At 68.2% G+C, this 21,206-nt stretch carries 14 protein-coding genes; 7 read left to right on the top strand and 7 right to left on the bottom strand.

Annotated features, from left to right (window positions below; translation table 11 throughout):
- Nucleotides 1-78 precede the first annotated feature (78 nt).
- A complete protein-coding gene (locus HEP73_RS19675; RefSeq protein ID WP_185821228.1) occupies nucleotides 79-1,959 on the bottom strand; it encodes a S53 family peptidase in 1,881 nt (626 codons plus the stop codon).
- A 302-nt stretch (nucleotides 1,960-2,261) separates the two neighbouring features.
- On the opposite strand from HEP73_RS19675, the gene HEP73_RS19680 reads away from it, so the two are divergent.
- The 5 genes from HEP73_RS19680 (at nucleotide 2,262) to HEP73_RS19700 (ending at nucleotide 7,280) form a co-directional block, all read left to right on the top strand.
- Nucleotides 2,262-2,534 (top strand): hypothetical protein, encoded by a 273-nt coding sequence (locus HEP73_RS19680; protein WP_185821229.1) that lies wholly within the window; start codon nucleotides 2,262-2,264, stop codon nucleotides 2,532-2,534.
- Between the two features lie 79 nt (nucleotides 2,535-2,613).
- Complete coding sequence (locus HEP73_RS19685; RefSeq protein WP_185821230.1) at nucleotides 2,614-4,911, top strand: TonB-dependent receptor; 2,298 nt, start codon at nucleotides 2,614-2,616, stop codon at nucleotides 4,909-4,911.
- A 77-nt stretch (nucleotides 4,912-4,988) separates the two neighbouring features.
- Nucleotides 4,989-6,065 (top strand): glycerophosphodiester phosphodiesterase, encoded by a 1,077-nt coding sequence (locus HEP73_RS19690; protein WP_185823510.1) that lies wholly within the window; start codon nucleotides 4,989-4,991, stop codon nucleotides 6,063-6,065.
- Nucleotides 6,066-6,263: 198 nt separating this feature from the next.
- Nucleotides 6,264-6,857 (top strand): queuosine precursor transporter, encoded by a 594-nt coding sequence (locus HEP73_RS19695; RefSeq protein ID WP_185821231.1) that lies wholly within the window; start codon nucleotides 6,264-6,266, stop codon nucleotides 6,855-6,857.
- Between the two features lie 45 nt (nucleotides 6,858-6,902).
- A complete protein-coding gene (locus tag HEP73_RS19700; RefSeq protein WP_185821232.1) occupies nucleotides 6,903-7,280 on the top strand; it encodes a hypothetical protein in 378 nt (125 codons plus the stop codon).
- Nucleotides 7,281-7,371: 91 nt separating this feature from the next.
- Here HEP73_RS19700 and HEP73_RS19705 read toward each other — a convergent pair whose 3' ends face one another.
- Nucleotides 7,372-7,533, bottom strand: coding sequence for a hypothetical protein (locus tag HEP73_RS19705; RefSeq protein ID WP_185821233.1), 162 nt, complete (start codon nucleotides 7,531-7,533; stop codon nucleotides 7,372-7,374).
- 127 nt (nucleotides 7,534-7,660) lie between these two features.
- On the opposite strand from HEP73_RS19705, the gene HEP73_RS19710 reads away from it, so the two are divergent.
- Nucleotides 7,661-7,888 (top strand): hypothetical protein, encoded by a 228-nt coding sequence (locus tag HEP73_RS19710; RefSeq protein ID WP_185821234.1) that lies wholly within the window; start codon nucleotides 7,661-7,663, stop codon nucleotides 7,886-7,888.
- 90 nt (nucleotides 7,889-7,978) lie between these two features.
- On the opposite strand, the gene glnE is transcribed toward HEP73_RS19710, so the two are convergent.
- Nucleotides 7,979-10,807, bottom strand: a complete 2,829-nt coding sequence (glnE, locus tag HEP73_RS19715; RefSeq protein ID WP_185821235.1) for a bifunctional [glutamate--ammonia ligase]-adenylyl-L-tyrosine phosphorylase/[glutamate--ammonia-ligase] adenylyltransferase — start codon at nucleotides 10,805-10,807, stop codon at nucleotides 7,979-7,981.
- Between the two features lie 603 nt (nucleotides 10,808-11,410).
- Nucleotides 11,411-13,771, bottom strand: coding sequence for a hypothetical protein (locus HEP73_RS19720; RefSeq protein WP_458309697.1), 2,361 nt, complete (start codon nucleotides 13,769-13,771; stop codon nucleotides 11,411-11,413).
- On the opposite strand from HEP73_RS19720, the gene HEP73_RS19725 reads away from it, so the two are divergent.
- Nucleotides 13,770-15,290: an acetyl-CoA hydrolase/transferase family protein gene (locus HEP73_RS19725; RefSeq protein WP_185821237.1), complete on the top strand. Its 1,521-nt coding sequence runs from the start codon at nucleotides 13,770-13,772 to the stop codon at nucleotides 15,288-15,290. The genes HEP73_RS19720 and HEP73_RS19725 overlap by 2 nt on opposite strands.
- A gap of 245 nt (nucleotides 15,291-15,535) precedes the next feature.
- Here the strand turns inward: HEP73_RS19725 and HEP73_RS19730 are convergent, their stop codons facing one another.
- From HEP73_RS19730 to HEP73_RS19740, 3 genes are all read right to left on the bottom strand, one after another.
- Nucleotides 15,536-15,820, bottom strand: a complete 285-nt coding sequence (locus tag HEP73_RS19730; RefSeq protein WP_185821238.1) for a GIY-YIG nuclease family protein — start codon at nucleotides 15,818-15,820, stop codon at nucleotides 15,536-15,538.
- 723 nt (nucleotides 15,821-16,543) lie between these two features.
- Entirely contained in the window at nucleotides 16,544-17,617 is a 1,074-nt protein-coding gene (locus HEP73_RS19735) for a 3-deoxy-7-phosphoheptulonate synthase (protein WP_185821239.1), read from the bottom strand.
- A 344-nt stretch (nucleotides 17,618-17,961) separates the two neighbouring features.
- The gene (locus HEP73_RS19740; protein ID WP_458309698.1) at nucleotides 17,962-20,784 is read right to left on the bottom strand and encodes a TonB-dependent receptor plug domain-containing protein; all 2,823 of its coding nucleotides are present in this window, start codon (nucleotides 20,782-20,784) and stop codon (nucleotides 17,962-17,964) included.
- Nucleotides 20,785-21,206: the final 422 nt, after the last annotated feature.

Raw genomic sequence — 21,206 nt, forward strand, 5'->3', positions numbered from 1 at the left:
ATGCCTGCGCAAACGCAACGGGGCCGCAGGCGCGCCGGCATCGGCGCACCTGCGGCCCCGTCGTTGCGTCACGTCAGGTCAGGGATTGCTGGGCGAACGCGGCGCGCCGGCCGGAGCCGCGTCCAGCGCACCGATCAAGGCGCGCACGATCGGCGTCCCCAGGCCGGCCGTGTAGTTGTACCTGCCCTTGAGCGGCACGTTGTTGTCGACGACGCCGTTGTTGCCCGGAATATCGCGATGGAACGCCTGCGGGTAATTGGCCGCCAGCCGATACAGGTAATCGTTGAGATTGCCCTGGCGCCCCTGCTTCTCCACCAGCAGTGCGGCCACGCCAGCGAACTCGGGCGCGGCGACGCTGGTGCCGATCGTCGAATAGAACTCGCCCTTGTACACCGACAGCACCGAACTGGCATACAGCCCCCTGCCTTCGCGGCACGGCTGTTTCGCGTCACCGGGGCAGCCGCCGACCAGCATGCCGACATCGGGCAATGCGCGCATCGAGGTGCGGGTGCCGCCCAGCGCACGCAGCTGATAGGCCGGGCGCTGGAACAAGGTGCTCACCCCGCCGCCGGCACCCCAGTAGCCGCCGGCCAGCAGTGCGCCCACCCCGTAGTAGTCCTGGGTCAGCAGCGGATCGGCATAGGCGCTCTCGGACCGGTAGCTGGAGTCCGGCGATCCTTGCTTGTAGTTGGTGGACAGATTGCCGCCCCCCACCGCGGTCACATACGCATCGGCCGCGGGATGCTCGACGCCGGCGACGAAGTTGCCGTCCTTGCCCTCGACCGCATAGTGCGTATCCGCGCAGGCGACGCCGGCGTTGTCGCCGCTGGAGGCGATGAAGGTGATGCCTTGCGCGTTGCCCTGCTTGAAGATCGCATCCATGGTGTGGAAGGGCGAGGTGAGATCCTTGCCGTCGTTGTAGGCCTTGGTGTAGTACAGCTCGCAGGCGCCGAACGAGGAAGTGACCACGTCCGCCTCGTTGTCCTGCACGATCTGCCGGTAGCCCGCGGCGAGCGATGCGTCGGTCAGGTCGGGAATCACGTACAGCAGCACATGCGCGCCCGGCGCGCCGGCCAGCGCCATCTCCACGTCCAGCGCCGCTTCGCCTCCCGCGCCGCCCTCTTCGTTGATCCCTGGCTTGGCGCCGGCCACGTAACGGCGTGCGAACAGTTTCGGATTGACGTGACCGGCGCCATAGCGGCTGAATTTTTCTTCGTTGAACAGCGCATCCACGTCCGAATCCAGCACGTCGCTGGAGATCAGCACCGCGATGGTGGTGCCGGTCCCGTCGAGGCGGCGCTGCTGGCCCGGCGCGCCGATCATGCTCTGGTAGGACGGATAGCCGTAGGCCTGCTTGAGATCGTTGTACGCGTAGACGCCGAGGCGGCCATTGCGATTGGCCGGATCGACCTGCCGCAGCCTCTGCGAATGGACATGGTGCAGCGGCAGGCCGCCGGTCAGGCCGGTGACCACGGCGCCGCTCTCGCGCAACGCGGCCGGCAGCTGCAGCGTGCCGGCGGCGGCGGCGAGTTTGGCATGCCCGCCTTCGGGCAGGTCCACCGCCAGCGGCGCGGAGAACAGACGCTCGACGTTGTCGGCACTGGCGCTCACATGCAGGCTCGCGCCCTCCTGGGTGATGGTCATGTGCGCGGCCTGCAAGGCCGAGCGCACGCGCTCGACCTGCGCAGGCAACGGCGCGAAGCGGCGCTCGAACTCGGCGCGCGACAGCCAATGGTGGTACTGCGGCGACACCGGATCCTGGATGTCCGCCAGCAATGCGTCCAGGCCGGCCTGGTCGCGCAACGGCAGGTGCACGTCGAAGCTGACGGGCGCGGTGCGCAACGTGGCGGACATCGCGGCGAGCGTGGCGTCCTGCGCGGCATGGGCATTGCCGAACACGAGCGCGCACCCGGACAACGCGGCGGCCAGCAGCGGCTGGCGGCGAATACGATCGATCATGCATCTCTCTCCTTGGATGGAACGATAGGGCGTCGCCTGCAAGCGGTTGCAGGCGGCGTCGCGTGGAAACGAAATGGACGCAGACGCGCAGCGGCCGCTACGCGCCACAGCAACTTGCGATCGACTAGCGCATCTGCACGGCCACCGCGGCCGCACGCAGGTACGGTGAGGACTCCCCAGCGAATGCGCGCCGCATTCGCGTGTGCAACGGGCTTGCTGGCGGCAATGCCATCCGGTCATCCGATACCTGTTTCGGCAATGTCACGAGCGAAGTCCAAACGATGACGTGGCCGCAATCATTGATGAAGCCACGCGTCGAAACTTTGACGTTGCACCGCATTTTCGATCCTGAAAAGAAATGCATCGGCAATGTTTCATCGGCATCGTCGAAGCACGTGTGCGCTGCTGAAAAATGTGCGGGCGATGCGTGTTTTTTGCCGGAAAACGCAGGCATGCGCCGCGTCGCTCTCGAACGGTCGCATACGCCGTTTTGCGGCCGTTTAGTTTTCACGCAGCGACGCCAGGCCACCTCAGGCGACTTGGGCAAATGTGTCGCCTGTGTCGGCATTGCATGACAACCGCAACATGCGTGACGCGATCCTGAAACCTCGCTGTCGCATCTTCGCCCGACCTCCTTTAGCGAATTTTTCACGCATGCCTACCCATCACTTGCTGAGCGCCGCGATCCTTGCCACGTTGCTGACGCCGCTGGCGGCGCACGCGGCAGACGCGCCGGCCGACGGCGCGACCGGCGATGCCCACCAACTCGATACGGTGTCGGTGATCGGCCAGGGCGAGACCCGCCAGGTGCAGCGCATCGCCCGCCAGGACATTGCGGTACTGCCGCCGGGTACCAGCATCCAGAAACTGCTCAACCGCATTCCCGGCGTCAACGTGCAGTCCAACGACGCGTTCGGCGCCAACGAGGAATCGCAGACGGTGAGCCTGCGCGGCTTCAACGGCACGCGCCTGGGCTATACGCTCGACGGCCTGCCGCTGGGCGACAACGCCTACGGCAACTACAACGGCTTGAACATCAGCCGCGCGCTGATCGCCGAGAACTTCGGCGGCGTGGAACTGGCCTCGGGCATCGGCAGCCTGGGCACCGCGTCCACCAGCAACCTCGGCGGCACCGTGCAGTACTTCTCGGACGATCCGTCCACCGAAACCGGCGTGCGCCTGTCGCAGACGGTCGGCTCGGACCAGAACCGCCGCACCTACCTGCGCCTGGACACCGGCGAGCACAACGGCTTCTCGGCGTATCTGTCCGGCGTCTACGCCAGCGCCGACATGTGGGCCGATCCGAAATCGCCGACCAGCACCGCGCAGTTCAACGGCAAGGGCGTGTACCAGTTCGAAGGCGGCAAGATCACCGCCTTCGTCGATACCTCGCGCACCTCGCAGGCCGACTACGCCTACCTGTCCAAGAGCGGCCTGCACCGCGGCCTGGGCTGGGACTGGAACCTGTACGCGCCGGACTGGCAGCGCGCGCTGGCCGCGGCCTACTGCGCGCCGGCCACCCGCGACGCCAGCCGATGCGCCTACAGCGGCGGCGTGGACAACACCGACGACGCCTACTACCAGAGCCGCGCGCTGCGCAACGACGACCTGTATTACCTCGCCGGCGACTTCCAGCCGTCGGACGCGGTGAGCGTGCACACCCAGGTCTACCACCACGAGAACGAAGGCCAGGGCCATTGGTGGTCGCCGGGCCAGGCCTCGAATCCGGGCACGCCGCAGGCGCTGCCGATCTCGATCCGCAGCACCAACTACACCATCAACCGCACCGGCGGCATCGCCTCGCTGGGCTGGGATCTGGGCCCGCATCACCTGGAAGCCGGCGTGTGGTACGAGCGCAACAAGCATCACGTGGAGCGCAACTTCTACTGGATCGACGGCCCGATCGACGACGACCTGTTCCTCAGCGGCCCGGACCGCCGGCTGTTCTCGCAGGACTACACGATCACCACCAAGCAGGCCTATGTGCAGGGCACCTTCAAGCTGCTCGACGAGCGCCTGACCCTGGACGTGGGCGCGAAGAGCCCGCACACCACGATGACCGCGCGCGAGACGCCGGGGATCGCGGTGGAAGCGCCGGTCGCCAACGGCACGCTCAAGGCCAGCGAAGCGCTGCTGCCGCAGGCGGGGGTGAGCTATCGCCTGGCCGAAGGACAGGAAGTGTTCGCCTCCTACGCCGAGAACATCGCCGCGTTCCAGGGCGGCGGCGCCGGCGGCCCGCTGCTGGTGACCCAGGCTTCGTTCGACGCCAGCGTCGGCGCGCTGGAGCCGGAGAAGTCGAAGACCTTCGAGGCCGGCTACCGCCTGGTGCGCGACACGTTCGAAGCCTCGCTGGTCGGCTACGACGTGACCTTCGACAACCGCCTGCTCTCGCTCAACCCCTGCCCGAGCATCCAGCAGGGCACCACCCCGGCGTGTACCACGCGCTTCTTCAACGTCGGCTCGGTCAGCAGCCGCGGCGGCGAGCTGACCTTCATCTGGAAGCCGACCGCGCATCTGCAGTGGTACAACTCGGCGTCGATCAACCGCTCCACCTACGACGACAACTACGTGCAGAACGGCGTGACCATTCCCACCGCCGGCAAGTACACGGTGGACACGCCCAAGCGCATGGTCACCAGCGAGATCAGCTGGAACTACAACGGCTGGAACGCGAACCTGCGCGGCAAGTACACCGGCCAGCGCTACTACACCTACACCAACGACCAGGGCTTCGGCGGCTACACCGCGTTCGACGCTGGCACCGGCTACGACTTCGGCGCAGTGTCGTTCCTGCAGGACCTGAAGCTGTCGCTCAACGTGACCAACCTCACCGACAAGCGCTACGCCTCAAACCTCTCCGCCTTCGGCAACAGCGATCCGAACGGGCGTTCGCTGGCGTTCCATGCCAGCGCGCCGCGGCAGGTGTTCCTGACCCTGGACGCGCGCTTCTGAACGCGCGCATCCTGCCCCCACCTGGCCGCCGAGCGCATGCGATGATGAAACCCATGGTCTGGATGCTGGGATGTTCGATGGCGCTGTCGTCGCTGACCGCCGCGGCCGACACGGTCGCGGCGGCGGGTACGCACAAGCCGCTGGTGATCGGTCACCGCGGCGCCAGCGCGCTGCGCCCCGAGCACACGCTGGCGTCGTATGCGAAGGCCATCGCCGACGGCGCCGATTTCATCGAGCCGGACCTGGTCTCGACCAAGGACGGCGCACTGGTGGCGCGGCACGAGAACGAGATCGGCGCCACCACCGACGTCGCCGCGCATCCGGAGTTCGCCGCACGCAAGACGGCCAAGCAGATCGACGGTCAGCGCGTGGAGGGGTGGTTCACCGAAGACTTCACCCTGGCCGAGTTGAAGACGCTGCGCGCGCGCGAGCGCCTGCCGCAACTGCGCAGCACCGCCTTCGACGGGCAGTTCCAGTTGCTCACCTTCGACGAGATCATCGATTTCGCCGCGGCCGAAGCGGCCGCGCGCGGGCGCACGATCGGGCTGATCCCGGAGATCAAGCACGGCACCTATTTCCAGGCGCTGGGCCTGGCGATGGAGGACAAGGTGCTGACCACGCTGGACGCGCATGCGTACACGCGCAGCGCGCCGGTGATCGTGCAGTCGTTCGAGATCGGCAACCTGCAGTCCCTGCACCGCAAGCTCGGCAAGGACCATCAGAACGTGCGCCTGGTGCAGTTGCTGGGCGACCCGAAGGAACGCCCGGGCGACCAGCTGCGCGACGGCCCGACCTATGCGCAGATGGGCAGCGCGCAGGGCCTGCGCGCGATCGCCGAGTATGCGCAACTGGTCAGTCCCAACCTGCGCACCATCATCCCGGTCGATGCCGACGGCGCGCTGGCCGCGCCCACCGCCTTCATCGCCGACGCGCATGCGGCCGGGCTGCAGGTGGTGCCGTACACGTTCCGTCCGGAGAACTACTTCCTGCCCAAGCGACTGCAGGACGCGCGCGGCCCGGCGGCGGTGAACGCCGATGGCAGCATCGCTGAGATGCGCGCGTTCATTGCCGCGGGCGTGGATGCCTTCTTCACCGACGACCCGGCGCTGGGCCGGGCCGCGGTGGATGGGACAGCGCCGCCGCAAGAACGCTGAGGGCGCTTTCCTCGGCGGCTCGCCCTTTGTAGGAGCGGCTTCAGCCGCGACCGAAACCCTACCGGTACCGCCCGGTCGCGGCTGAAGCCGCTCCTACAGGGAGCAACGGCGTCGCGGCCAGCGCGCCGTGCTGCTGGCCGCGACGCCGCCGCATCGCGATAATGCGCCGCTTCGCCTTGCCCGCCGCGCAGCCGCCCAATGCCTCCGCCGTCCTCGCCATCGCCTACGTTCGCCGCACTGACCCCGCGCGCCCTGCTGTTGGCGGTGCTGGCGATGGGCGCAGTCGTACTGCTATCGAACGTGCTGGTGCAGTTCCCGATCAACGACTGGCTGACCTGGGGCGCCTTCAGCTATCCGGTGGCGTTCCTGGTCAGCAATCTGATCAATCGCCGCTTCGGCCCGCGCGCGGCACGGCGCGTGGCCTGGTGCGGCTTCGCGCTGGCGGTGCTGCTGTCGATCTGGATCGCCACCCCGCGCATCGCCGCCGCCTCGTGCCTGGCGTTCATCGCCGCGCAGCTGCTGGACATCGCGGTGTTCGACCGCCTGCGCCGCGGCCGCTGGTGGCGCGCGCCGATCGTCGCCACCACCTGCAGCGCGACGCTGGACACGGCGATCTTCTGGTCGGTCGCCTTCGCCGGCTCGGCGCTGCCCTGGGTCAGCTGGGCCACCGGCGACCTGGCGGTGAAACTGGGCATCGGCGTGTTCCTGCTGGCGCCGTTCCGCGCGCTGCTGTGGCGGATGGCGCCGCCGGCCGCGACCGGCGCCGCGGCCGCGCGGCCGCGGCAGCGTTAGGACGCAGCACAATTCAATTGGCGGCCGCAGACAAGGACAAAGATCATGGGAGATTGGAACACGCAGCCGTGGGCCAACGATGAGGCGGCGGATTGGTTTCAGCGGTTCTGGAAAGCACATGACATTTCGCTCCTGATCGACGAGATCAATGGGTTCGACCCGAGCCAGGAGCGCTACGACTCGATCAGAGCCGCCAGCTACCTGTTGCAGACGCTGGGCATCGCCTATGTCTGGCCCTCCCGCTATCTGGAAGACTTGAAGCCGCTTCTCGAAAGCGCCATCGAGATCTTGAGCAACATGCTGGATCCCCCCGATGCCACTTGGGGATTCATCGACATGTGGGGAGACAATCCGCAGGTGATGGAGGCCGTGCAGGAGCAAATCGCAGCACTCAAGGTGCGACTGGGCGACTTGGTTGCGTAGACATGGCGGTGTGCATACGCTGCTGCCGCTTACCCACCATCTCACGTCCGGCCAAAACTGGCCGCTGCTCAACCACCGGCCGTGCAGCGATCTATCGCTCGCTGCGCTCCGGCTCGAACGACAGTCCCCTGGCCTGCGCCGCGGCGGTGATCGCCGCGCGCACGCGCACGACGGTCTCCGTGCTCGCGGTCAGGCGCAGCCGCCGGTCCAGCGTGCAGCTTAGGCCGGCGCCGACCCCAGCGGCACTCGCCACGCCAGGTCGACTTCGGCAACATCGTCGCCGAGCCCGTGCGACGGATCGAACTATGCTGCTACGTGCTGTCGCGCACGTGACTCGGATCCAACACAAGCCTCAAAAAAACGAAAGGAAGCGAAGACAGATGACATCGAACCACAGGCGCATGCTCCGCGATCCACTGCTGCTTCCGTTATTGCTCGCCTCGCTTTTGAATGCGCTTTTCGCAGACGTTCTTTGGCAGAAAATTGCGGCCGCATGCGACCTCGGCGCCGGCTGGCCGGAATTGCTGCAAGGACTCTGCGGCTTTCTTCTGCTTGTGCTCATGCTCATCAGGGCGCTTTGGCTCAAGAAGCGAGCCACCCCCGGATGACGGGCACGCCCCATGTTCACCTCAGGGGCGTGCCATCCACTTCCGGGCAGGCCGGGTGGGATCCGGCGGGCCGGCGGCGGACCAGCCGCGCTATCGCTCGCCGCGCCCCGGCTCGAATGCCAGCCCCTTGGCCTGCGCCGCGGCAGTGATCGCCGCCCGCGCCTGCGCGATCGCGTCGGTGCTCGCAGTCAGCCGCGGGCGCCGGTCCAGCGTGCAGGCCAGGCCGGCGTCGACCAGCGTTGCGTGCGCCTCGTGCAAACGGGCGGCAGTCGGCGCATCGAACCATGCGCTGGCCGCCAATGCGTCGATCAGCGCCGGCGTAGCGCGCGGCACGGTCAGCTCGGGATGCTGCGCGGCGCCGAGCAACACCCCGGCCTGCAGCAGGAATTCCAGATCGACCAGGCCGCCAGCACCCTGCTTCAGGTCGAAGCGGGCGGCATCGCTGCGGTCCAGTTCGGCGCGCATGCGTGCGCGCATCTTCAACACTTCCTCGCGTAGCTGCGCCGCGTCGCGCGAACGCGCCAGGGTCTGCGCGCGCACCTGCTCGAAGCGTTGCAGCAACACGGCATCGCCGGCCACGCCGCGCGCACGCACCAGTGCCTGGTGCTCCCAGGTCCAGGCGCGCTCGCGCTGGTACTCGGTATAGCTGGCCAGCGACGACACCAGCGCGCCCTTGCCGCCGTCCGGGCGCAGGCGCACGTCGATGTCGTACAGGCGGCCGCCGCCGGTGACCGCACCGAGCAGCGCGATCACCTTCTGCGCCAGGCGCGCGAACCAGCGCCCGCTCTCCAGCGGGCGCGGTCCGGCGGAGGTCTCCGCGCCGGCGGCATGGTCGTACAGGAACACCAGGTCCAGGTCCGAGCCGATGCCCAGTTCGATGCCGCCGAGGCTGCCGTAGCCGACGATCGCGAAACTGCCGCTCGCCACTTCGCCATGGGCTGCGACCAGCTCGGCGCGCGCCAGGCGCAGCACGGTCAGCACCACGCCTTCGGCCAGCTCCGCGAGCTGGCGGGCGCTGTGCACCGCCGGCTGGCGCCGATCCAGTGCGGCCAATGCGATACGGAAACTCAGCGCCTGACGCGCTTCGTTGAGGCCGCGCAGGGCGGCTTCCGGATCGTCGCCGGCGGCGGCGACCGCGCTGTCGCACAGCCGCTGCATCGCCACCCGATCCGGCATCGGCCCGGCGACGCGGCTATCGAGCAGTTCGTCGAGCAGCAACGGATACGCGACCAGGCGTTCGGACAGGAACGCACTGCGCGCCAGCACATCGACCAGCCGTGCAAGCGCGCTGGGCTGTTCGTCGAGCAAGGCGAGATAGCTGGCGCGGCGCAGGATCGCCTGCAGCAGGCCGAGCACACGGTGCAACGCGGCGTCGGCCTGCGGCGAGCGTGCGGCGGCGTGCAGCAATGCCGGCAGCACCCGGTCCAGCCGCGCGCGCGCCGCGTCCGACAGCGTGCGCACGCCCAACGACTGCACGAAGCCGCGCAGCGCCTGGTCGGCACCCTCGGCATCGGCGAAGCCGGCGGCGGCCAGCACCTGCGCGCCGGCTTCGTGCGGCAAGCCGCGCCAGTAACTGGCCAGCGCATCCGGCGCCACCGCCTGCACCCGCGGCGCCAGCAACTCGGCGAATTCGGCGGCGACACGGTCGCGCTGCACCTGCAACGCGACATACAGCTGCGTCCAATCGGCGTAACCGAGACCGAGCGCGATGCGCGCGCGGTCCAGCGCGTCTTCCGGCAGCGCATGGGTCTGCGCGTCGCGCAGCATCTGCAGGCGGTTCTCGGCCTGGCGCAGGAAGCGGTACGCGTGGGCCAGCGCCGCGCCATCGGCGGCCGCGACCTGGCCGCCGGCGACCAGCGCCTGCAACGCCGGCAGCAAGCGCGGCTCGCGCAGCGCCGGCTCGCGGCCGCCACGGATCAGCTGTAGCGACTGCACCAGGAATTCGATCTCGCGGATGCCGCCGGGACCGCGCTTGATGTCGTCGAGACGATCGTGCCGCGCGACTTCGGCAGTGATCGCCGCCTTCATCTCGCGTAGCCCGTCGAGCGCGGTGAAGTCGAGGTAGCGCCGGTACACGAACGGACGCAGCGTCTGCAGCCAGTCTTCGCCGGCGGCGATGTCGCCGGCCACCGCGCGCGCCTTCAGCCACGCGTAGCGCTCCCAGTCGCGGCCCTCGCGCTGGAAGTAGTGGTCCATGCCGGCGAACGACAACGCCACCCGCCCGGCGGTGCCGAACGGACGCAGGCGCAGGTCCACGCGATGCGAGAAGCCGTCGGCGGTGGTCTCGTCCAGCAGCCGCGCCAGGCGCTGGCCGAGGCGCGCGAAATATTCCTCGGCGGCGAGCGCACGCGCGCCATCGGATTCGCCGCCCTGCGGATAGGCGTAGACCAGGTCCACGTCCGAGGAGAAGTTCAGTTCGCCGCCGCCGAGCTTGCCAAGGCCGAACACCACCAGCCGCTGCGCGCTGCCGTCGGCGGCGCGAACCACGCCGTGGCGCGTGGCGAATTCGCCTTCCAGCGCCTGCAGCGCGATATCGAGGCAGATCTCGGCCAACTGGGTGCTGCCGGCCAAGGTCGCGTCGACATCGTCCAGGCCCAGCACGTCGCGCCACACCAGCCGCGCCGAGGCCGCCGCGCGATAGCGGCGCAGTTGCGCCGGCCACGCCGCCGGCTGCGCCGGATCCAGCTGCGGTACCGGCAATGGCGGCGGATCGGGCTGCGCCAGGTATTCGAGCAACGCCGGTTGCCGGCACACCGTGTCGAGCAGGAAATCGCTGGCGAGCACCGCGCGCTGCAGGTCGGCGTCGAAGCCGGGACGATCGGGCCAGGGTCGCGCGCCGACGGCCTGGCGCAAGCGCGCCAGGTTGCGGTCGAGCAAGGGTTGCACGGAGTCGGGGACAAGCGGAGAGGATGCGGGCATCCGTCGATTCTGGCATCCCGGCGCGTCGGCAGACAGGGGCCGCGCAGCGCACCGACAAGGCGATTGGCCAAGCCGCAGGCACGATCAGGCGATGGCGCGTGGTACACGATTGGCGTCCATGCCTGGCGCCGTACGAAAAGCACTGCCTGAAAAGGCGACGCAGCGTCCTGGGTTACCCAAACTCGAGGCAAAAAAAAGCCCGCTTGCAGCGAACTGCCAGCGGGCCTTGCTCCCTCCCCCACGTCGGGATGCAGGTTGATCTTGGGCGCTTTGTTTGCACATTGCACGCTGCACTGCAAAATGAAACTGGGCGGTACATTCTGCTGCAATGCAGTATGCGGCGACGTCTCGTCTTCACAGACTACGCGTATCGACACAAGGTGCGCGACATCGGCGCGCAGGCGTCACGTGATCACGCATGGGCACGTGCTGCGCCTGGTCGATGCGATCGCGACGCGCTTTCATCGTCGCGACCCATTGCCCAGGCGATCCGTAGTCGCTCCATATGAACACGGCTTGCCTGGCGACGAAGGCGCGATTCGAGAACAGGCTGGCGCGCCTGCGTAAACGTAACGCCGCGCGAAGCACGCACCGCCTTGCGGCTCAGGGCGACAACGGCGTCGGTGCCGGAGCGGGCAGCGTGTCCGACAACCACGCCGGTTGCCGCTCGTACCACTCGCGTGCGCCGAGCAGATGCCATTGCCGCTGCTCGCCACGCAGCGCCACGCCGACGCCGAGCACGCCCCAGCGCGCATACAGGTCACCCTGAGTGCCGGCATCACCGACGCGCAGCCGCGCGCGCAGCGACACGCGCTGGTTTTCCGCCTGCAAGCGATCCAGCCACAGCGCGTCCTTGCGCCAGCGCAACTGGCCGCTCGCCTCCAGCTGCCCGGCATCGGCCAGCTTCAGCAGCCAGGCCGGCGCATCGCTGCGCTGCGCGAACACCGCCAGCACCGGACCGGCGTCGCGCATCTGGATCTGCACCTGCGCATCGGCTTGCGTGGCCGGCGTTGCGGCGATGCGCCCCTGCGGCACGCGCAGCGTGGCCCACCAGTCGCGCTGCTTGGCGCCGTCGCCGTAGCGCACGCCCTGCAGGCGCAGCGTGCTGCCGCTCAGGTCGAAGCGCTTGCCCTGCAGTTCCGCGCGCCGCAGCCGCGCATCCAGATCCAGGTCGCCCGCCAGCGCCAGTCCGGCCGCCTGCAGCTGCGCCTGGCGGCCGCGCATGCGCACATTGCCTTCGCCCACCTGCCCGGCCGCGTCCAGGTGCAGATCGCCACTGAGCGATCCGCTGCCGCCGAGCACGCGCACCTGCGATGCCGGCAGGTAACGGTTGTAGGCGCGCAGGTCGGGCACGCGCGCATCGTCGAAACGCAGGCGCGCCTGCAACGATTCCTTCAACGTCGCCAGCGCGCCGTCGCCCTGCAGGTCCAGGCGCAGGTTCTCGCCCTGCACGAAGATCGCCTTGGGTTCGGCCAGCGGCGCCAGCGCGAATGTATGCATGCGCACGTCGACCTCGGTACGCGGCTGCGCGGCAGTGCCGACGATGCGCCCGACCGCCTGCGCCTGGCCGCGGATGCGCAACCGCAGCACATCGGCCGTGGCCTGCACGTCGGGCACGTCGAGGCGACTGCCCGGCTGCAGCGCGCCATGCGCCAGACGCAGATCGGCGGACACGTCGCCGCCGCCGTCGAGCCGGAACCACGGCTTGCGCACCAAAAGGTCGCTGATCCAGTTCAGCGATTCGAAATGCCAGCGTCCCTGCACCGTGCCGGACAGGCGCGGCAGCAACGCCGCGGGATCGGCGAACGGTACGTTGCGCCCGGCGATGCGCACGTCGGCGTCGAGCATGCTGCGCGGATCGACCTGCCCAGGCAGGCGCGCGCGCAGCCGGATGTCGCGATCGACGTCGAGCAGCAGCGCCAGCACGCCGCGATCGGTGGCGCCCACGCCGGCGTGCAGCGGCACGCGCCAATTGAGCTTGCTGCCCGGCTGCAGTTCGCCGCGCAGCATGCGCAGGTTGGCGTCGAGGTGGCCGAGCCCGGGTTCGGTGCTCAGCTGCGTATTCGCCCCGGCAGTGTCGATGCGCAGCGCCACGCTGCGCCCGTGCAGCTGCAGCGCCAGGTCGGTGATGCCGAGCTTGCGCAGGCCCGGCGCCTGCGCGCGGTAGTGGCGGGGGAACGAGAAGCGCGCGTCCAGATGCGCCTGGTCGGCGATCTGGCGCTTGCCGTAGCGCACGCTGGCCTCGTCGAACACGATCTGCGACGGGAACAGTTCCGACGGCCCGCCCTTGAGTTGTTTGAGGAACCCCACCGTGCCATGGCCCTTGCCTTCGATCGCCAGTTCGCCGAAGCGCGCGCGGCGCAGCGTGCCGCTGTGGATCGCGTCGAAGCGCAGGGTCCAGCCCTGGTCGCTCTGCGGCGGCGGCGGGATGGCGTCGGCGACGCGGTCGATCTCGCCGATCACGTTCACCGCCTCCATCCATGGCAGGCGCACCTCGCGGTGCAGCAGCGGCAGCAATGCGATGCGCGCGCTGGCGCGGTCGGCGCGCAGGTGCCATACGCTGCGCTGCACATGTCCGCGCATGCGCACGTCCCACGCCGTGACGAAGCCCGGCAGCACGGTCAGCGCCGGCCCGGTCTGCATGCGGAATTTCTCCGGCTTGCGATTGGTCGCCATGTCGAACAGCGGCGTGTTGAGGAACACGTTGCCGAGCAGCAGGTACAGCAGATAGGCGATCAACAGCCCGCGCAGCAGCAGGCGCAACGGCCGCGGCCAGCGCCGGTAGCGTTCGAGGGCGGCGTTCGGCGAGAGGCGGGCGAAGGGCGGCACCGACGCACTATCGCTGTGGCGCGGCGTGGGGCGCGTGAAAGCCACAACGCCGCCACTGCACCATCGGCGCAAAGCCGCGACCGGCGCGATCCGCGATAATCGGCCTCTCCCCTGCCCCCATGGTTGTTGCCCCATGTCCGCCGAACGCATCCTCCACCCGCGCCTGCGCGAGCGCATCGTCACCGCCGAGGCCGCCGCCGCGCTGATCCAGCCCGGCGAGACGGTGGCGATGAGCGGCTTCACCGGCTCGGGCTACCCGAAGGCGGTGCCGATCGCGCTGGCGCAGCGCATCGAGGCCGCGCACCTGCAGGGGCAGGCGTTCAAGATCCGGCTGATGACCGGCGCCTCCACCGCGCCGGAGTTGGACGGCGCGCTGGCCAAGGCCGAGGGCATCGCCCTGCGCATGCCGTTCCAGACCGACCCGGACGCGCGCCAACGCATCAACGCCGGCACCCTGGACTATATCGACATCCACCTCAGCCATGTCGCCCAGCACGTGTGGTTCGGCTTCTACGGGGAGATCGACACCGCGGTGGTGGAAGTGGCCGGCATTCGCGAGGACGGCAGCCTGATCCCGTCCACGTCGATCGGCAACAACAAGACCTGGCTGGACCTGGCCAAGAAAGTGATCGTCGAGGTCAACGACTGGCAGCCGGCCGGCATCGACGGCATGCACGACGTGTACTACGGCACCGCGCTGCCGCCGCAGCGCAAGCCGATCCCGCTGCTGCACGCCGACGACCGCATCGGCGAGCCGTCGCTGCGCTGCGATCCGGACAAGATCGTGGCGGTGGTGCGCACCCATGGCCCCGACCGCAACAGCCCGTTCACCCCGGCCGACGCCACCAGCGAGCGCATCGCCGCGCACCTGATCGACTTCCTCAAGCACGAAGTGAGCAAGGGCCGGCTGCCGGCCAACCTGCTGCCGCTGCAGTCGGGCGTGGGCAATATCCCCAACGCGGTGCTGGCCGGCCTGGCCAGCAGTGGCTTCCGCGACCTGAGCGCCTTCACCGAGGTGATCCAGGACGGCATGCTCGACCTGCTGCGCAGCGGCGTGCTGAAGGTGGCCTCGTGCACCGGTTTCGCGCTGAGCCCGGAGGCGAACGAGGAGTTCAAGCGCAACATCGATTTCTACCGCGAGCGCATCATCCTGCGCACGCAGGAGATCTCCAATCATCCGGAACTGGTGCGGCGGCTGGGCTGCATCGCCATGAACGGCATGATCGAGGCGGACCTGTACGGCAACGTCAATTCCACCCACGTGATGGGCAGCCGCATCATGAACGGCATCGGCGGCTCCGGCGACTTCGCCCGCAACAGCTTCCTGTCGATCTTCCTCAGCCCCAGCACCGCCAAGCACGGCAGCATCTCGGCCATCGTGCCGATGGTCAGCCACGTGGACCACACCGAGCACGACGTCTCCATCATCGTCACCGAACACGGCCTGGCCGACCTGCGCGGCCTGCCGCCGCGGCACCGCGCGCGGCAGCTGATCGATCATTGCGTGGACCCGAGCTACCGCGCGCAGCTGGAGGACTATTTCGACCGCGCGCTGCACGACAGCTACGGCAAGCACACCCCGCACCTGCTACCCGAGGCGCTGTCCTGGCACCAGCGCTGGCTGGATACCGGCACCATGCACGTGGCGGATTGACCCATCCAGCGCGCTACGCAGCGCCATCGCCGCGGCTCCCGCGCGCTTTTGTAGGAGCGACTTCAGCCGCGAGAGCGAGCCCGGACCGCAGCCGTTTCGGTGATCGGTCGGGGCTGAAGCCCCTCCTACAGTGCACCAGCAAGCGCCCCGAAAGCTCCCTGTAGGAGCGGCTTCAGCCGCGACGAACGAAGCGGCGATGCTGGCCGGCTTCGGATGCGATCAGTGCCAAAGCGTCCACCACACCGCTATGCATCGATGGGCGAGAACACCGGGTCGGGCTCACTGAGAAAAGCCAGCTTGCGCGCGCGCGGCAACTGCTTGAGCGCGTATTCGGCGCGCGAGGCGGCGGCGCGGTCGGGGTAGGCGCGACTGGCCAGCAGCCGCAGCGGCGGGTTGGCGCGGGTGTACTTGGCGCCGGTGCCGCGCAGATGCGCCTGGTAGCGCGCCTGCAGATCGATGGTGATGCCCGCGTAGTAGCTGCCATTGCGGCATTCGAGCAGGTACAGGAACCAGGGCGGAGAGTCGGCCATGCGCGCATTATCGGTCAGCGCGCGAAATGCGCCAGCCAACATGCGACGGCACGCGCAGCCAGAGCACCGACCGAGTGCGAGCGCCGGGCGCATCGCATGCAGCGCATTGCCGGCCAGCCTCGACGCCGCCTGCTGCGATCGCGCTGACGCGCTGAACCGCCACGAAACCGGCTTTAACGCAACCCGAACACCTTGCCAATCGTTGGCACACAACGGCAAACCGCAGCCACGGCACGGGCGCATAAATTCACCACCGGCCGGATGCCGTCGATGAAGAGGCTCTCTCCCTTTGGATTCGACGGCACGGCCGGGTCTTTTTTGGGTGATGCGCAACGGACACCTTGGGCCTTGCCTGCAGCCCGCCACCGGATCGACACCGCTTCGACAGCCCGCGCCTGGTGCCGCATCGGATGCGCCTCTCCAAGCCTTTGCTGACAACGCCGGCTGTCGCAGCTGAAGCTGCCTACAAAGACCTGCGCTCCCTGCTACGCGCGTTGTAGAAGAAGCTTCATCCCTGCTGTCACCGGAGTTGGAGCGATCGCGCCTTCGCTCGTCGCGGCTGAAGCCGCTCCTACAGAAGAGCGGCATGTGTGCATAACAGCGGCGCGCGTGCTGTGGTGCTTGCCGCTTCGCTCGGGCCGCCGCGGGCATCGGGATAACCGCGAGTCTTTCGGGCGACAGGCATCTGGCTGCAGCCCGCTGCCTGTCGCTGCGCTGCGCCGCTCAGGCCGCCTGCGACAACCGAGCCTGGCGCCGCGCGCGCACCGCCTGCGCCAGGCGCTCCAGCACCTGCACCGAGCTGTCCCAATCGATGCAGCCGTCGGTGATGCTCTGCCCGTAGACCAGCGATTGGCCCTCCACCAGTTCCTGGCGGCCGCCGACCAGGTGGCTCTCCACCATCGCGCCGACGATATGGGTCTGTCCGGCTTCCAGCTGCGCGGCGATGTCCTCGATCACCTTCGGCTGGTTGTCCGGGTTCTTGCCGCTGTTGGCGTGGCTGGCATCGACCATCAGCCGTGCCGGCAACCCGGCCTTCTCCAGCACCTGGCCGGCGGCGGCGACGCTGGCCGCATCGTAGTTGGGCAGCTTGCCGCCGCGCAGGATCACGTGGCAATCGGGGTTGCCGGTGGTGGTGGCGACCGCGGTCTGCCCGTCCTTGGTCACCGCCAGGAAATGGTGGGGATGCGAGGCCGCGCCGACCGCATCGACCGCAATCTTGACGTCGCCGCTGGTGCCGTTCTTGAACCCGACCGGGCACGACAGGCCCGAAGCCAGTTCGCGGTGCACCTGGCTTTCGGTGGTGCGCGCGCCGATCGCGCCCCAGGCCACCAGGTCGGCGATGTACTGCGGCGAGATGATGTCGAGGAATTCCACGCCGGCCGGCAGGCCGAGGCGGTTGATGTCGCGCAGCAGGCCGCGCGCCAGGCGCAGGCCCTTGTTGATGTCGAAGCTGCCGTCGAGATTGGGATCGTTGATCAGGCCCTTCCAGCCGACCGTGGTGCGCGGCTTCTCGAAGTACACCCGCATCACGATCTCCAGCGCATCGCCGTAGGTGTCGCGCAGCGGACGCAGACGTTGCGCGTACTCCATCGCCGCCACCGGATCGTGGATCGAGCACGGGCCGATCACCACCGCTAGGCGGTCGTCGCGGCCATGCAGGATTTCGTGCAGCGCCGCGCGCGAGGCGGCGACGGTCTGCGAGGCTTCTTCGTCGCAGGGCAGCAGCGACAGCAGGTGGGCGGGCGGGGTCAGCGGTTCGATCTTGCGGATGCGCAGATCGTCGGTATGGGGGGGCATGGGAATCTCTCGTCGGGTTCTGGGTCGGGGGCCAGGTCCGGCGGCATGAAAAAAGCCGCCAGGTTCGCTGGCGGCTTTCGGGGATGCGGCTGAAGTTTCCTTCAGGGTGAACGCATTCCTTCCTCCGCCAGCGGCATCGGAAAACCGTAGTACCAAAAATAAAAGCTGCGGTTGGCGTTCATGGGTTGCATTGATAGCACAGGATTTTGGGGGGCGCCACAGTTGCATTGGCAACTGGATGGAGCCGGGATTCGGGATTGGAGATTGGGGAGTCGCAAAGCCCGAAGGCCCAAGCGATCCGCTACGTCTCCCAATCCCGAATCTCGAATCCCCAATCCCGGCCTCTAGAAATCGAACACATACTCCGCAGCCACCTCGCGCCCGATCGCGTCGTACAGCGTGGTGTTGTAGAACTGGTAGCCGTAGTAGCGTTCCTTGTTGTCGTAGCCGGTGGTGTTGAGCACGTTGTTGACGTACAGGTTCACTTTCATCTTCGGGGTGATGCGGTAGCCGGCGGTCAGGTTCCAGTACACCACCGGGCCGACCCGGCCGAAGTAGCGCGTGGTGCTGTCGCCGAAGTGCGGGTTGGCGCTGTCGGTGACCAGGCACTCGTCCGACGGGCTCGGCTGGTAGCCGTCGTCGAAGCGCGTGCAGGTGCCCCAGTTCACCGCTTGGGTGGAGCCGAAGCGCTTGGCGTAGACGGTCAGGTCCAGCGGGCCGCCGTTCTCCCAGTGCACGCTGCCTCGCAGCTTGCTGCGGATCTTCTGGTCGCGCAGGTTCTTGTAGTCGTCGGTGCGGTAGGTCTGCTCGCGATAACTGATCAGGTTGTTGTAGTCCAGGCCGAAACTGAAGTTGCCCCAGCGCGCGGTGGTCACCCGGTACTTCAGCGAGGCATCGACGCCGGAGACCTGCATCTGCGCGATGTTGATCGGGCCCTGCTCGATGCCGGTCACGCGGCCGGCCGCATCGCGCGCCACCCGCGAGACGATGCGCGCGCAGTATTCGGCGCCGCCCGGGTTGACCCATAGCCCGCCGGCGGTGGTCAAGCCGGTACGGCAACCCGCTTCGGCGGTCAGGATCTCGTCGCGATTGATGTCCTTGATCATGTCCTGCAGGCGGATCTTGTAGTAATCGACGGTCAGCGACAGGCCGTCGGCGATGTCCCACACGAAGCCGGCGGTGGCCGAGCGCCCGTGCTCCGATTCCAGGTCCGGGGTGCCGCGGCGGTTCACCTGCATCAGGTAGTAGACGTCGGCATTTTCGGCGCTGCAGCCGCCGGTCAGGTAGTAGCCCTGCTGGATGCAGCGGTACTGGTCGATCACGGTCTGCTGGGTGGAACTGGGTTCGCCGAGCACGTAGTGCATGTCCGGGGCGCGGAAGCTGGTGGCCAGGCTGCCGCGCAGCAGCAGCGTGCTCAGCGGACGCCACTCCAGGCCGGTGCTCCAGGTGGTGTCGCTCTGCTTGCCGATCGCCGAACCGAGATCGCTGCTGTACGACTTGTAGTCGCCGTAGCGGTCGTGGCGCGCGGCCAGGCTGGCGTTGAGCGAGGACAGCAGCGGCACGTCGAACTCGATGCCGCCGGAATAGCGCAGGCGCTCGCCGCCGCCGTAGTCGACCACGTCCAGCGGATAGCAGGTGTTGGCGCAGGGATCGGGATCAAGCCGGTAGCCCTGCTTGGCCACCTCACCGACCGCGGCAAACTTGATTGGCCCGGCCCAGCCCTGGAACAGTTCGCCGGTGATGTTGGCGCTGGCCTGGTTGACCCACGAATCAGCCTGGTTGTGCGCCTTCACCGCCAGGTCGTTGTACTGCGCGCCGCTGAGCGGCTGGTACCAGCGCTCCTCGTTGAGGTCGTAGATCGGCGTGCCGTCGGCGGTGCTGCCCAGTTGCGGCCCGAGGAAATAGGCGGTGGCCTTCTGCGTGTCCACGGTGCGCACGTATTCGTCGGTGGTGTAGCGCGCGCGGCCGAGCGCGATTTCCCAGTCGAAGCGATCGGCCAGGGTGCCCTTGAGGCCGGCGCTCAGGTCCCAGGACAGTTCCTTGGTGGTGTTGGCCAGGTTCTTCCAGCCGCCGGATTCGTAGCGGGTCAGCTGGCGGATCGCGTACAGGTTGCGGTCGGTCCCGGTGTCGTGGAACGGGCCCAGGTAGACGTATGGCGGATCGTAGGTCCAGTAGCCGGTGCTCTTGTTCACCGACAGCGTGCTCCAGGCCTGCATGCCGTTGTCGAAATCGAAGGTGCCGTACAGATACGCCGAGCCGCTGTCGCCGCCGCTGGCGGCGAGCCAGTCGGCGTAGTCGTGGGCCATGCCGCAATAGCCACCGAGGTTGGTGAGCGTGTCGCTGTTGTAGTCGTAGCTCAGCCGCTGCGAATCGATGTACTGGCCGCCGAAGCGCGCGCAGGTGCCGCTGGGCGGGGCCAGGCGCTGGTTGGTGTCGGCGTCGAGCAGGGTCAGGCCGGTGTAGGAATTGAAGCCGTACTTGCGCGCCTGCGCGGTCCAGTTGCTGTAGGACTCGTCGTCCTGGTCGTCCATCTTCGGGCGCTCGCCGACCGACAGCGGATCGCGCCGCGTCCACTGCAGCGCATAGGTCAGGTTCCACCTGTCGCCGCTGGTGCCGCCGACCCAGGACAGGTCGAACACGTCGCGGCCGCCTTCGGTGGCGGTGCCGCCGCGCAGCCGCACCTGGTTGCCCTCGTAGCCCTTCTTCAGGATCACGTTGATGACGCCGGCCACCGCATCGGAACCGTAGATCGCCGAGGCGCCGCCGGTGAGGATCTCGATCCGCTCCACCGCCGCGGACGGGATGCTGCTGTAGTTGGCGAAGTTGCTCTCGCCCGCGTAGGGCTGCGGATAATCGGCGACGCGGTGGCCGTTGACCAGCAGCAGGGTGCGGCCCGGGCCGAGGTCGCGCAAGCTCACCGGCGATGCGTTGGGCGTGTGCGAGCCGTACTTGGTATCGGCCTCGACGCCACCCTGCTGATTCAGCGTATTGAGCACGTCGTACACGGTGAGGAAACCTTCCTGCTGGATCTGCTGCGCGCTGATCACCACCACCGGTTCGGCGCCTTCCACTTCCGAGCGCTTGATCCGCGATCCGGTGACCACGACCTCGCCCAGGTCCGTGGCGGCGGCCTTGGGCGCGGCATCGCTTGCAGTGTCCTGCGCCAGCGCGTCGGGCGCGCCATGCAGCGCCAGCACGATGCCGAGCGCGAGAGTGGTGAGGTAATGACGAGGCATGCGGATCTCCCTGCTGCAGGCTGGCGCGGAAACGCCGACGGACGCCGGCGCAACGGTGCGCGTCTTCAGTTCCGCCACCACACGAGGTATCCCGTGTCGTTGCCCACGGCGCAGCCGCACGCATGCGATGGCATGCGCTGCGTTGCGCCGCATCGGCGCGCAGAAGGAAGACGAGCGTGCGAGCGCGTATATCCCCTGACGTACTCGCGGACCTAACCTGCAATGCGTCGACAACGTTGTCAACACGTCGCCACAGGGATCTTGTAGACGATCCCGCTTTATGCGCGATTCGTTGCGCAACGCGTCGATTTGCGCAGAGTCCGCATCGCATCTCCGTGGCGGCGACGGCGCCT

This window comes from Xanthomonas sp. GW (assembly GCF_014236815.1).
Classification (GTDB): Bacteria; Pseudomonadota; Gammaproteobacteria; order Xanthomonadales; family Xanthomonadaceae; genus Xanthomonas_A.